Consider the following 13,071-nt stretch of genomic DNA (forward strand, 5'->3'; position numbering starts at 1 on the left):
GTCGCCGGTCGCCGCCGGAACTGCCCACTGCTGGGCACCATGTTCACTACCACGTAATAATCGGTGGGCGGCTCACCGACCGAGTCGGCGGTCCGTCTCGGCCATCGTCGCCCGCCAGATCGGCGCGGCCGGGTCGATCACCGAGAAGTGGTCACCGGCCTGCTCCAGCCAGCCCGGATCCTCGCCAGCGGCGCGGGCCGCGGCCACGTACCGGCGGTTGAAGTCGATCAGGTCCAGGTCGTCGCTGGCACCCTGGACGATCAACTGTGGTACGCCGATCGGCAGCCGGGCCATCGGATCCGAGGCCGCGTACACCGGTGGGATGTCGTCGCGACCACCGCCGAGCGCGGCGGCGACCGCCCCGGTGCCGACCTGGCGCCGCTGGCCCTCGACCAGGTCCAGCACCCCGGCCAACGACACCGCCAACGCCACTGGCACCGGGCCACCGTCGGCGGCCAGCCGCAGCGCCAACTGACCGCCGGCGGAGTGGCCGAACACCGCGACCCGGCCCAGGTCGAGCAGCCCGTCCGGCACGGCGCCACCGGTCAGCTCCGGCAGGTTGGCCAGCACCGCCAGGCTGGTCGCCACATCGGCGGTGGTCGCCGGCCAGCCGTGCCGGTCCGGCCGGCGGTACTCCACGTTCCACGCGGCGTAGCCCCGGTCGGCCAGGTCGATGGCGAGCGCGTCCATCAGGTCCGCCGCCCAGATCGACCGCCAGAAGCCGCCGTGCAGCAGCACCGCCACCGGCAACGACCCGACGTGCACGGCAGCCGAGCCGGTAACCGGCAGCCGCAACTCGCCCCACTGCTCCGGATCCGGACCGTACGCGATCCGCAGCGCCGGTCGGCGCAGCCGGTGCACCGCGTGCCGGACCGCCCAGGCCAGCCCCCACACGCCCCGGCCGTACAGGTGGGTCGAGGCCGGGTGCACCGGCTGCGGGCCGGTGACGTCGGGCTCGTACCACACGGTACGGGCGGCCCAGTCGCCGCCGCTGGTCAGCAACGACCGGACCGCCGGGTCCGGGCCGGGCAGCAGCACGGCGGCGCTGCCCACGCCGAGGCCGTCGAGCAGTTGTCGCACCTGGCCCGCGTCGGCAGCGACCGCGAAGTCACCGGCCACGCCGAGTCCGGCCGCCTCAGCGGCGACCAGCCCGTGCAGCAGCGACGGGTCGACGGCCAGCCTCGGCCCGGCGACGACCAGTACGTGATCGACAGTCATCGGGAACTCTCCTTCCGCAGCAGCGGCAGCACCTGCGCGCCGAGCAGCTCCACTCCCCGGTCGTCGGTGAGCCCGTGCGGGGTGCCGAACTCGACCCGGCGTACCCCGGCGTCGATCAACGCCTGCGCCTGGGCGGCGACCTGCGCCGGGGTGCCGGAAAAGGCGAACCGGTCCAGCAGGTCGTCGGGCACCAGCCGGCCCGCGTCGACGTCCCGCCCGGCCGCGACCAACGACTTGACCTGCGCCAGCAGCTCGTCGCCGACGGTCACCGTCGGGTCCAGGTCGGCGACGACCGCCAGGTACATGGCCACTTCGGTGCGGGCCTTCGCCCGGGCCGCCTCGCCGTCGGTGTCGACGACGGTCACCGCGCCGAACACGATCCCGACGTCGTCGACCGGGCGGCCGGCGGCCTGCGCACCGGGGCGGATCCGGTCGCGGATCACCGGCACCATGTCCGGGTTGGCGCTGCCGCCGACTTTCAGCTCGTCGGCGATCCGGCCGGCGAGCGCGGCGCCGCGCGGCCCCCAGGCGCCGAGCAGAAGCGGCGGGTCGGGGCGGTGCACGGCGTACCGCAGGGCGGTGTCGGGGGCGAGTTGGAACACCGTACCGTCGAACCCGGACGTGTCGCCGCGCAGCAGCCGGTACACCACCTCGGCGGCCTCGGCGAGCGCGGCGAGCGGGCGGGGCTGCGCGATGCCGACCGCGCCGAGCCAGGTGCCACGGGCCAGACCCAGGTAGGCCCGCCCGTGCGAGGCCAGGTCGAGCGCGGCGAGCTGCCCGGCGATCTCGTACGGGGCCATCGAGTACGGGTTGAGGCAGGCTGCCCCGAGCCGGACCCGCCCGGTGGCGGCGGCCATCTCCAACAGCGGGAAGATCGGCGGCTGGTACATCAGGTCACCGAAGACGGTGAGCACGTCGAAGCCGTACGCCTCGGCGGCGCGGGCCAGCCGGGCGTAGTCGCCGGCGCGTTTGTCGCTCTGCAGCCCGAGTCCGATTTCCACAGACACGCGAACCTCCGATGGATCAGGGCCCGATCAGGTGGGTCAGGCCGGGTCAGGTCAGGTCAGGTCGGCGGAGTTCATCCGCCGTTTGCAGGTCCGTTCGACCCGCATGACCAGGCCCTCCTCCGGGTCGGGGCAGGCGAACAGGGTGTCGCGTTCCAGCCAGTCCCCCGGCGGCATGTCGCGCTGCTTGGCGGCGAGGAACGGCAGCACCGAGGCGAGCGCGTACACGCAGAAATGTTTCCCGGCCGGGATCTTCAGGTGTGCGCTGTCGGTCAGCTCGAAGTGGTCGCCGACGGCCATTCCGCAGACCGACCGGCCGTCGATGCGGTCCACACTGACCCGCAGGTCGTAGACCTCCATGTCACCGCTAGTGGCGTTGGATTCGGTCACGTTGACTCCCTCGGGTCGATCCGGACGATGATCTTTCCGGTGGTGCGTCGGTCGGCCAGGTCGGCGAGCGCGGCCGGGGTGCCGGCCAGGTCGACGACCCGGTTCACCGGGGGCCGGACCGCGCCGGCCCGGATCAGGTCGAAGATCCGCTGGTACGCCTGGGCGACCGCGTCGGGGCGGGCCCACGGGTACGTCGAGCCCCAGCTGAGCCCGATCAGGGTGTGGTTGCCGGCGATCAGCCGCATCGGGTCCACCGGCGGTGGGTTGCCGCCGGCCGCGCCGACCGCCACCAGGCGGCCGTCGACGGCGAGGCAGTCCAGCGACCGGGTGAACACGTCGCCGCCGACCGGGTCGACGACGACGTCGACGCCGGCACCGCCGGTGGCGTCCCGGACGGCGGCGACGAAGTCACCGGCCAGGTAGTCGACGGCGACGTCGGCGCCGTTGTCGCGGCACAGCGCGGTCTTCGCCGGCCCGCCGGCGGTGCAGATCACCCGGGCACCCCGGGCGCGCGCCAGCTGGGTCGCGGCGATGCCGACGCCGCCGGCTCCGGCGTGCACCAGCACCGTGTCGCCGGCGTGGACGCCGGCGCGGTCCAGGGCGAACCAGGCGGTCTGGTAGGTGACCGGGACGGCGGCGGCGACGACCGGGTCGATGTCGGACGGACGCGGTACGGCGAGCGCCGCGTCGACGGTGACGGTCTCGCCGAGCGCCCCGTCAGGCAGTGTCGGGCAGGCCACCACGTCGGCCCAGGCCAGCGCCTCGGCGCCGGCGCCGGTGGCGACGACCCGGCCGGCCAGCTCGACACCGGGGGTGAACGGCGGCGACGGCCGCACCGGGTACTCACCCCGGCAGAGCATCACGTCGAGGAAGTTGAGCCCGACGGCGGTGACCGCGATCCGGACCTGGCCGGGGCCGGGCGGCGGGTCGTCGGGCAGGTCCGCGACGGTGAGCACCCGGTCGGGTTCGCCGTACCCGGTGGCGATCAGGCGTCTCATGCCGGGCTGCCGGCCGGCTGCGGTGCGGGGCCGGCCGCCTGCGGAGCCGGGCCAGCCGGTTCCTGGACCAGTTCCGAATGGTGGTGCACGATCCGCCAGCCGTCGTCGGTGCGGCGCAGCACGTCGGTGACCCGGCTGTGCTGTGCCGGTCCGCCGCCGGCGGCCACCGCGACCAGGACGTAGCGGGCCACGGCGGCGTCGCCCCACACGTCGACCCGCAGCTGCTGCGCGGCGAGCCGGTCGAGCACCGGCCGGCTGCCGGCGGCGTCGCGGCCCGCCCGGTAGGCGTCCAGCTCGGCGCGGGTACGCAGCGGGCCGGGCAGGTGCGTCTCCCAGGTGGTCACGTCGGCGTGCAGGTGCCGGTCGAACCGGGCCTGGTCACCGGCGAGAAAGGCGTCGTACATGTCGTCGATGCCGGCGGCGATCTCAGCGGCGGCCTGTTCGGACATTCTGCTCCTCACGTGGTTCACCAGGCGGCCCAGCCGGTGCGGTCGTCGCGGACCACCCGGCCGCCGGACATCACCCACCGCACCCCCCGGAACGCCGACGTGTCGGCGAGCGGGTCGGCGTCCATCGCCACCAGGTCGGCGTACTTTCCGGCCTCGACGGTGCCGAGGTCGGCCTCGGCGCCGAGCCAGCGGACCGGGCCGAGGGTGCCGGCGTACAGGGCCCGGGCGGGGCCGATGCCGCTCTCCGACAGGTACTCCAACTCCCGGACCGAGGCGTTGGTGCCTTCGAACTGCCAGAACGGCGGCATGTCGCTGCCGAGCAGCACCTCGACCCCGGCTGCGAGGGCCATGGCGTAGCTCTCCAGGTGCCGGGGGCCGGCGCCGAGGGAGCGGCACTGCATCCACTCCGGTACGCCGAGTTCGTCGAAGAACTCCTTGCAGCGGGTGACCAGCAGGGTGGGGACCAGCGCGGTGCCGCGGTGCGCCATCCGGGCGGCGACCTCCTCGGTGAGCTGGTAGCCGTGTTCGACACAGTCCAGGCCCAGTTCGACGGCTTCACCGATGACCGGCGCCGGGCCGGCGTGGGCGGTGACCTTGCGGCCCCAGGCGTGGGCGGTGTCGATGACGGCGGCCATCTCGTCGGGGAACAGCTGTCGGGTGTGGATCGACTCGTGTTCGCCGGCGATCCCGCCGGAGATCATCACCTTGATCAGGTCGGCGCCGGCCTTGATCTGGCTGCGGACACCCCGACGGAAACCGTCGGCGCCGTCGCATTCCAGCGTGTCGGTGCTCTCGTGGCCGTGGCCGCCGGTGCAGACCAGGGCCCGGCCGGCGGTGAAGATCCGTGGCCCGGTGACCCGGCCGGAGCTGATCGCCTGGCGCAGCGCGAAGTCGGCGTGGTCCTTCTCGGCGACGCAGCGGACCGTGGTGACGCCGCAGAGCAGGGTCCGCCGGGCGCCGTCGGCCATGTAGAGGGCCAGCTCGTGCGGGGTCATGTTCTTCACGCTCTGCCCGCCGGCGCCGGGCAGCGACAGCGACAGGTGGGTGTGCATGTTGGTCAACCCGGGCGTCAGGTACGCCCCGCCGAGGTCGATCTCGGTGACGGAGGCTTCGGCGCGGGCGGCGGCGGTCACTTCGGCGGCCGGGCCGACGGCGACGATCCGGTCTCCCCGTACCCGCACGGCGGCGTCGGTGACCGGGCCGATGCCGTCGAGGACGCGGGCGTCGACGACGGTGCAGTTGGTCAGGACGGTGTCGACCGGTGCGGGGTGGGTGGCGGCGCTCATGCCGGCGTCCGGTCTTCGGGGGTGCTCATCGCGGACCTCTCTGAAAAGTGCGAGGGGACGGGTACGCCGTAGACGTCACGGGCGGCGGCCGGCGACACGTAACCTTCGGCGACGTCGGCACGTACCGCCTCGGGGTCGCGCCGACGCGGGTCGCCGTGCCCGCCGCCACCGGCGGTGAGCAGAGTGATCCGGTCACCGGGGACGACCGGGGTCCGTTTGGTGCTGACCCGCTGCTCCCGGTCGGTGCCCGGATGCACGATCACCTGGATCGGGTCCGGTCGCGCGCCGCCGTCGAGCGCCCACGGCGCCGACTTGGTCTTCTTCACCACCGACAGGAACTCCCCCGGCGTGACGAACCGGATGTCGCGGCGCAGCCCGGGTCCGCCCCGGTGCCGGCCGGCACCACCGGAGTCGGTGCACACCTCGACCCGTTCGAAGAACATCCCGGTGCGGGCCTCCAGTACCTCGACCGGGGTGTTGCGGGCCTGGGTCTGGCACAGGTGGTTGGCCGGGCCGAGACCGTCGTGGCGGGGTGTGGCGCCCCAGCCGACCGGGTCGTTGTTGCTGACCGCGAAGAGCTGCCCGGTGTCCGGGTGGGTGCCGACCATCATGAACCCCGGCACGTCGCCACCGGACGAGGCGGCCAACCGGTCCGGCATGCCCTGGGCGAGTGCCTGGTAGATCAGCTCCATCGCCACGGTGCCGGTCCACTGGGTGAAGGTGGCGGCCGGGTAGACGGCGTGGAACAGGCTGCCCGGTTCGGCGATCACCCGCAGCGCGGTGAAGTGCCCGGCGTTGGTCTGCTCGGTCGGGGTGGTCAACGCCTTGAAGGCGACCCGCGCGGTGGCGATCGTCGACCCGTACGGCAGGTTGACCGGCCCGGCGACGGCGGGTGACGACCCGGTGAAGTCGATGGTGCAGGTGCCGTCGGCGATGGTGACGGTGACCTGCATCCGGATCGGGTCGTCGGTGATGCCGTCGTCGTCGAGCCAGTCCACGGCGGTCCACGATCCCTGCGGCAGGGCGGCGAGGGCGTCGGCGGTGGACGCCTGCGCGGCGGCGATCGCGGTGTCGACGACTGATTCGACGGTGGCCAGGCCGAACCGCTCGACCAGCTCGATCAGCCGCCGCTCGCCGGTACGCAGCGCCGCGACCTGGGCGTGCAGGTCACCGATGACGAGTTCGGGCATCCGCGAGTTGAAGCGGATCAGCTCGATGATCTCGTGCGCCGGCTCGCCCCGGCGGAACACCTTGGTGCCGGGGAAGATGATGCCTTCCTGATGCATGTCGGTCGAGTCGAGCACGTACCCCGGGTCCTTGGCCCCCAGGTCCATCCAGTGCGCTCGGACGCAGAGGAACCCGACCAGGGTGCCGTCGCCGGCCGGCCCGTCACCGCCGACACCGGCCGGCTCCGGCAGGAACACCGGGGCGAACAGGGTGGCGTCGTAGGCGTGCGCCGCGTTCCAGTACGGGTAGTTGAGCAGCACGATGTCGCCGGCGTGCAGGTTGTCCCGGCCGACGTAGGCTACGCCTTTACGGATCGAGTAGTCGTTGGCGCCGAGGAACCGGCTCAGCCCGGTGGACTCGGCGACCAGCCGCAGGCGGGCGTCGTAGATGGAGATGCCGAAGTCGTACACCTCGTAGATGACCGGGTTGAACGCGGTGCGCACCAGCGCGGAGCGCATCTCCTCGGCGGCGGCGACCAGGTAGCTGCGGACCACCTCGGCCGCCGCGCCGTCCACTACAGATCGGCTAGCCATCGACGTCGACCCCGTAGACGTCGCGGGCGGCGGCCGGCGACACGTAGCCCTCGGCGACGTCGGCACGCACCGCGTCGGGGTCGCGCTGACGTGGGTCACCGTGCCCGCCGCCACCGGCGGTGAGCAGGGTGATCCGGTCCCCGGGGACCACCGGGGTCCGTTTGGTGCTGACCCGCTGTTCCCGGTCGGTGCCGGGGTGCACGATCACCTGGTTCGGTTCCGGCTGGGCGCCGCCGTCGAGCGCCCACGGCGCCGACTTCGTCTTCTTGATCACCGACAGGAACTCCCCCGGCGTGACGAACCGGATGTCGCGACGCAGCCCGGCACCACCCCGGTGCCGACCGGCACCACCGGAGTCGGTGCGCATCTCGACCCGTTCGAAGAACATCCCGGTGCGGGCCTCGAGGACCTCGATCGGGGTGATCCGCCCGGTGCTGCCGGAGACGTGGGTGGCGGCGTTCATGCCGTCGTGCTCGCGGGTGGCGCCCCAGCCGACCGGGTCGTTGTTGCTGACTGCGAAGAGCTGCCCGGTGTCGGGGTGGATGCCGACCATCATGAACCCGGGTACGTCCCCACCGGAGGAGGCCGGCAACCGGTCCGGCATGCCCTGGGCGAGCGCCTTGAGGATCAGTTCGACGGCGACGATGCCGGTCCACAGGGTGAACGTCGGCTGCGGGTAGACGGCGTGGAACAGGCTGCCCGGTTCGGCCTTGACCCGCAGCGGCGCGATGGTGCCGGCGTTCGACGGCTGGTCCGGCGAGGTCAACGACTTCAGGATGACCTTGCAGATCGCCTCGGTGGCGCCGTACGGCATGTTGATCGGGCCGGGCACCGCCGGTGACGAGCCGGCGAAGTCGACGGTGAAGGTGCCGTCGGCGATGGTCACGGTGACCTGCATCTTCACTGGGTCGTCGGTGATGCCGTCGTCGTCGACCCAGTCGGTCGCGGTCCATGACCCCTGCGGCAGGGCGGCGAGGGCGGCCCGGCTGCGCGCCTCGCCGTCGGCGATGATCGCCGCGACGGCGGCGTCGACCGTGGGCCGGCCGAACTTCGCCAGGATCTCCAGGAAGCGCCGCTCCCCGGTACGCAGCGCGGCGATCTGCGCGTGCAGGTCACCGAGGACCTCGGCGGGCATCCGCGAGTTGAAGCGGATCAGCTCGTGGATCTCGTGCACCGGCTCGCCCCGCGAGACGACCTTCGTGCCGGGGAAGATCAGCCCTTCCTGGTGCATGTCGGTGGAGTCGAGCACATAGCCCGGGTCCTTGGCGCCCAGGTCCATCCAGTGCGCGCGGACGCAGAGGAACCCGACCAGGGTGCCGTCGGCGGCCGGATCGGCCGGGTCCGGCAGGAACACCGGGGCGAACAGGGTGGCGTCCGAGGCGTGCGCCGCGTTCCAGTACGGGTAGTTCAGCAGCACGATGTCGCCTCGGTGCAGGTTGTCCCGTCCGACGTACTCGACCCCCTTGGCCAGCGAGAAGTCGTTGGCACCGAGGAAGAACGTCAACCCGGTCGCCTCTGCGATCAGCCGCAGGTCGGCGTCGTACATCGACATGCCGAAGTCGTGCACCTCGTAGATGACCGGGTTGAACGAGGTGCGGATCAGGGTGGCCCGCATCTCCTCGGCGGCGGAGATCAGGTAGCTGCGCACCACCTCGGCGGTGGCGCCGTCCAGTGTGCTCACTTCGCCTCCTCCAGGGTGACCAGCAGGTAGCCGTGCGGGTCGACCTCGACGTGCTGGCCGCTGGGCACCACCGTGGTCGAGGTGCCCTCGTCGACCAGCGCCGGCCCGGCGAACCGGTCCCCCGGGGCCAGCTTCGACCGGTCGTAGACGGCGAACGGCACCACCTCGCGGGTGCCGAAGTCGAAGGCGTCGCGGTGGCCGAGCAGCGCCCGCGCCGGGTCGCCGTCGCCGGCCGCCGGTCGGACCAGCTCCGGCCGGGTCGTCCGGCCGATGCCGCGTACCCGCAGGTTGAGGATCTGCAGCCGGTTGCTCATCGCGTGGCCGTACCGGGTGCGGTGCAGTTCCTCGAACGCCGCCCGGATCGCGGCGCGGTCCAGGTCGGCACCGATGGTGACGATCAGCGAGTGTTCCTGACCGAGGTAGCGCAGCTCCAGCTGGCGCTCCAGCACCGCCGTCGCCGCGTCGACGCCCTGCTCCACCAGGGAGGCGACCGCTTCGGCTTCGACCTCGACGAAGGTCGACTCCAGCGCGGCCAGGTCGACGCTGCCCTCCGGGGCGTCGGCGTCCAGGGTGGCCAGCACCGTACGGGAGAAGTCGTCGACGATGTCGGCCGACAGCATCCCCCAGGCGGAGAAGCCGGACGGGGCGAACGGCACCACCACCTCCCGGATCCCCATCTCGCGGGCCAGCAGTGGGGCCAGCAGCGGACCGGCGCCACCGAAGGCGAGCAGCGAGAAGACCCGGGGGTCGTGGCCACGTTCCACGGTGATCTGCCGGACCGCGCCGACGGTACGGGCCAGCAGCACGTCGTAGATTCCGGCCGCGGCGGCGGTCGGGCTCAGCCCCAGCGGGGTGGCGATCTGTTCGTCGAGCGCGGCCTGCGCCGCCTTGGCCTGCAATCCCATCGTGCCGGCCAGGAACCGGTCCGGGTCGACGTAGCCGAGCACCACCGAGGCGTCGGTGACGGTCGGCCGCTGCCCGCCCCGGCCGTAGCAGACCGGCCCTGGGTCGGCGCCGGCGCTCTGCGGCCCCACCTTCAGCAGCCCCCGGTCCAGCCAGGCGATCGAGCCACCGCCGGCGCCGATGGTGCGGATGTCGTAGGTCGGGATCAGCAACGGGAAGTGCTCCAGCTGGGCCTCGTACGCGGCGACCGGGCTGCCGCGTTCGATCACGCAGGCGTCCAACGACGTACCGCCGATGTCGAAGGTCAGCAGGTTGTCCCGGCCCAGCGCGCCGGCCAGGTAGGCGGCGCCGACGATGCCGCCGGCCGGGCCGGACAACACGGTGTGCGTCGGCGACGTCTTGGCCATCGTCGAGGTCATCGAGCCGCCACCGGAGCGCATGATCAGGAACCGGCCGGTGAAACCCCGGGCGGCCAGCCCGGACTCCAGCTCGTCGACGTAACGTTCGAAGATCGGCCGGATGTACGCCTCCAGCACGGTGGTGCTGGTCCGCTCGTACTCCCGGTGCTCGCGCACGATGTCTGTCGACACCGAGACGCTGACCTGCGGGTACGCCTCACGGATGAGGGCGGCGGCGGCCTGCTCGTGGCGCGGGTCGACGTGCGAGTGCAGGAAGCAGACCGCGATCGAGCCGACCCCTTGACCCTCGACCAGGGTACGGGCGGCGGCCCGGACACTGTCCGGGTCCAGCTCGGTCACCACCCGGCCCTTGTAGTCGAGCCGGCCGGTGACCCCGGCCGTGTAACGGCGCTTGACCAGACTTTCCGGCCGTTCGTACTGGAAGTCGTACATGTGGTCGGCGGGCACGTTGCCCCGGCCGAGCAGGAAGATGTCCCGGAAACCTTCGTTGGTGATGATCCCGGTGGCCCCGCCCCGACGTTCCAGTACGGCGTTGAGCCCGAGCGTGGTGCCGTGGATGAACAGCTCCACCTGCGACAGGTCGGTGCCGAGCGCGGTCACCGCATCCAGCACGCCCTCCCACGGGCGGGCCGGGGTCGTCGACGCCTTGCGGAACCGGACCTGGTTGGTACGGGTGTCGAGCTCCATCGCGTCGACGAAGGTGCCGCCGATGTCGACAGCGAGCCGGATGTGTGGTGCGGACATCGTCGTGAGGTCACCTTTCGGAAGCGGTGGCGTCCGTCGACGCCGACGCGGTGGTCGGGACGGTCAGCAGGTCGGGAATCTCCGGTGCCCGCCAGCAGGCCACCCGGCTGTGCCCGTACGGCTGCAGTTGCTGCTCCTCGGTGCGGCAGCGGGCAGTGGCGAACGGGCAGCGGGCGGCGAGCGGACATCCGGCCTCGGCGTCGGCGTCCTCCAGGTCCTTGAGCAGCTCGACCCGGCTGCCGCCGAAGCCGGCCCCGAGGCTCGGTGCGCTGGACAGCAACGCCCGGGTGTAGGGGTGCCCCGGGCGGGTGAAGACCTCGTCCACCGGGCCTTCCTCGACGATACGGCCCAGGTAGAGCACGATCACCCGGTCGGCGAACCCGCGTACCGTGGCCAGGTCGTGGGAGATGAAGATCGACCCCCGGTCGCGGTCGGCGGCGACGTCGCGGATCACCTCCAGGATCTGCGCCTGCACGGTGACGTCCAACGCCGACGTCGGTTCGTCGAAGACGATCAGGTCAGGGTCGCCGACCAGGGCGCGGGCGATGCCGACCCGCTGCGCCTGGCCGCCGGAGAGTTCGTGTGGGCGGCGGGCCAGGATCGACCGGTCCAGGCCCATCCGGTCGAGTACCGCGCCGACCCGCTCGGCCCGCTCGTCGGCCGGTACGCCGAGTGCCCGCAACGGTTCACCGATGGCGTCGGCGACGCTGCGACGCGGGCTGAGCGAGCCGAACGGATCCTGGAACACCATCTGGGCGCGGGTCCGCAGCCGGCGCAGCGCCCGGCCGCGCAGCTCGGCCATCCGGGCGCCGCCGATCTCCACGGTGCCCTCGGCCGGCGCGACCAGCCCCAGGATCAGCTTGGCCAGGGTCGACTTGCCGCAGCCGCTCTCTCCCACCACGCCGAGGGTCTCGCCGGCGGCCACGGTCAGGTCGACGCCGCGCAGCGCGTGGTGCCCGCCGCGACCGAACCGGCTGCGGTAGACCACGTGGGCGTCGGCGATGCGCAGCACCGTCCGGTCGCCGACGGCGTCGGCCTCCGCGTCGGCCGGCACCGAGGTGCCGGCTGACGGGTCGACCCGCGTGCCGGCCACGGCGGGGTCAGTCACGGTGGGGTCGGTGGCCAACGGGCCGGTCTGCGGGTGGAAGCAGGCCAGGGTCCAGCCGGCGGTCCCGGCGGTCGGACCGGCGGTCGGGTCCGCCGCCGTGGCCGGTGCGGCGATCGGGACCGCCCCGGTCGGTGGGCGCTGGGCGGCGCAGCGGTCGGTGGCGTGCGCGCAGCGAGCCACGAACGGGCAGTCCCGTGGTGGCGCGGTCAGCAGCGGCATACCGCCGGCGGTGGCCCGGACCGGCCGGCCGTCGACGTCGGGCACCGAGGCGAGCAACGCCCGGGTGTACGGGTGGGCCGGCGCGCGCAGCACCGTGGCCGCCGGCCCGCTCTCCACGACGGTGCCCGCGTAGAGCACCACCACCCGGTCGCAGACCTCGGCGATCGAGGCCAGGTCGTGCGAGATCAGCAGCACCCCGCGCCGGTCGGTGTCGGCGGCGTGGCGGAACTGCCGCAGGATCTCCCGGGCCAGGGTGACGTCCAGGCCGGTGGTGGGTTCGTCGGCGATCAGCAGGCCGGGCGCGCAGCCGGTGGCCAACGAGATCATCACCCGCTGCGCCATCCCACCGGACAGTTCGTGCGGGTACGCCGCCAACCGTCGCTGCGGACTGCGGATGCCGACGGCCGCGAAGAGTTCCCCGGCGGTCTCGCGGGCCTGTTGACGGGTCATGCCCTGGTGGGTGACGAGCCGGTCGGCCAACTGCTGTCCGACGGTCCGGGTGGGGCTCAGCGCGCCGCGCGGGTTCTGGAAACAGATCGCCGCGCCGTGGCCCCGGTGGCGGCGCAGCTGCTCCGGTCCGAGCCGCAGTACGTCGACCGGGCCACCGCCGCCCGGCCCACCGGTGGCGTCGCCGGTGGGATCGCCGGTGGGATCGCCGCCGTGGAAGCTGACCCGGCCGGTGGCCTGCGCGCCGCCGGGCAGCAGTCCGACGATGGAGCGGGCCACCATGGACTTGCCGCCGCCGCTCTCGCCGACCAGGCCGACGACTTCGCCCCGGTCGACGTGCAGGCTGACGTCGCTGAGCGCGGCGACCTGCCGGCCGGGCCGGCGGATCAGCACCGACAGGTTCTCGATGGCGAGCAGCTCGCGGGTCATCGTCGTCGGGTCCATC

10 protein-coding genes are annotated in these 13,071 nt (G+C 73.0%); all 10 read right to left on the reverse strand.

Going from position 1 to position 13,071, the window contains the following annotated elements; translation table 11 throughout:
- Positions 1–72 precede the first annotated feature (72 nt).
- The 10 genes from O7623_RS07965 to O7623_RS08010 are packed head-to-tail and all read right to left on the reverse strand — an operon-like array spanning position 73 to position 13,070.
- Complete coding sequence (locus tag O7623_RS07965) at positions 73–1,218, reverse strand: alpha/beta hydrolase (protein WP_282227953.1); 1,146 nt, start codon at positions 1,216–1,218, stop codon at positions 73–75.
- The gene (locus tag O7623_RS07970) at positions 1,215–2,225 is read right to left on the reverse strand and encodes an LLM class flavin-dependent oxidoreductase (RefSeq protein WP_282227954.1); all 1,011 of its coding nucleotides are present in this window, start codon (positions 2,223–2,225) and stop codon (positions 1,215–1,217) included. The genes O7623_RS07965 and O7623_RS07970 overlap by 4 nt, the downstream gene beginning before the upstream one ends.
- Before the next feature lie 51 nt (positions 2,226–2,276).
- Positions 2,277–2,612, reverse strand: coding sequence for a TIGR04076 family protein (locus O7623_RS07975; RefSeq protein ID WP_282227955.1), 336 nt, complete (start codon positions 2,610–2,612; stop codon positions 2,277–2,279).
- Positions 2,609–3,610 (reverse strand): zinc-binding dehydrogenase, encoded by a 1,002-nt coding sequence (locus tag O7623_RS07980; RefSeq protein WP_282227956.1) that lies wholly within the window; start codon positions 3,608–3,610, stop codon positions 2,609–2,611. The genes O7623_RS07975 and O7623_RS07980 overlap by 4 nt, the downstream gene beginning before the upstream one ends.
- Positions 3,607–4,059 carry a nuclear transport factor 2 family protein gene (locus O7623_RS07985; RefSeq protein WP_282227957.1) on the reverse strand — a complete coding sequence of 151 codons (453 nt, stop codon included), beginning with the start codon at positions 4,057–4,059 and terminating at the stop codon, positions 3,607–3,609. The genes O7623_RS07980 and O7623_RS07985 overlap by 4 nt, the downstream gene beginning before the upstream one ends.
- A 17-nt stretch (positions 4,060–4,076) precedes the next feature.
- Positions 4,077–5,345 (reverse strand): amidohydrolase family protein, encoded by a 1,269-nt coding sequence (locus O7623_RS07990; protein ID WP_282227958.1) that lies wholly within the window; start codon positions 5,343–5,345, stop codon positions 4,077–4,079.
- Positions 5,342–7,105: a hydantoinase B/oxoprolinase family protein gene (locus tag O7623_RS07995; RefSeq protein ID WP_282227959.1), complete on the reverse strand. Its 1,764-nt coding sequence runs from the start codon at positions 7,103–7,105 to the stop codon at positions 5,342–5,344. The genes O7623_RS07990 and O7623_RS07995 overlap by 4 nt, the downstream gene beginning before the upstream one ends.
- Positions 7,098–8,786 (reverse strand): hydantoinase B/oxoprolinase family protein, encoded by a 1,689-nt coding sequence (locus O7623_RS08000; protein WP_282227960.1) that lies wholly within the window; start codon positions 8,784–8,786, stop codon positions 7,098–7,100. The genes O7623_RS07995 and O7623_RS08000 overlap by 8 nt, the downstream gene beginning before the upstream one ends.
- Complete coding sequence (locus tag O7623_RS08005; protein ID WP_282227961.1) at positions 8,783–10,852, reverse strand: hydantoinase/oxoprolinase family protein; 2,070 nt, start codon at positions 10,850–10,852, stop codon at positions 8,783–8,785. The genes O7623_RS08000 and O7623_RS08005 overlap by 4 nt, the downstream gene beginning before the upstream one ends.
- A 10-nt stretch (positions 10,853–10,862) precedes the next feature.
- Complete coding sequence (locus O7623_RS08010; RefSeq protein ID WP_282227962.1) at positions 10,863–13,070, reverse strand: ABC transporter ATP-binding protein; 2,208 nt, start codon at positions 13,068–13,070, stop codon at positions 10,863–10,865.
- Position 13,071: the final 1 nt, after the last annotated feature.

The organism is Solwaraspora sp. WMMD791, assembly GCF_029581195.1.
GTDB lineage: Bacteria > Actinomycetota > Actinomycetes > Mycobacteriales > Micromonosporaceae > Micromonospora_E.

Excerpts from the sequence above, each read along its gene's own strand:
- O7623_RS07980 (WP_282227956.1), bottom strand. The coding sequence starts at position 3,610 with ATGAGACGCCTGATCGCCACCGGGTACGGCGAACCCGACCGGGTGCTC.
- O7623_RS07995 (WP_282227959.1), bottom strand. The coding sequence starts at position 7,105 with ATGGCTAGCCGATCTGTAGTGGACGGCGCGGCGGCCGAGGTGGTCCGC.
- O7623_RS08005 (WP_282227961.1), bottom strand. The coding sequence starts at position 10,852 with ATGTCCGCACCACACATCCGGCTCGCTGTCGACATCGGCGGCACCTTC.
- O7623_RS07985 (WP_282227957.1), bottom strand. The coding sequence starts at position 4,059 with ATGTCCGAACAGGCCGCCGCTGAGATCGCCGCCGGCATCGACGACATG.
- O7623_RS08010 (WP_282227962.1), bottom strand. The coding sequence starts at position 13,070 with ATGGACCCGACGACGATGACCCGCGAGCTGCTCGCCATCGAGAACCTG.
- O7623_RS07990 (WP_282227958.1), bottom strand. The coding sequence starts at position 5,345 with ATGAGCGCCGCCACCCACCCCGCACCGGTCGACACCGTCCTGACCAAC.
- O7623_RS07965 (WP_282227953.1), bottom strand. The coding sequence starts at position 1,218 with ATGACTGTCGATCACGTACTGGTCGTCGCCGGGCCGAGGCTGGCCGTC.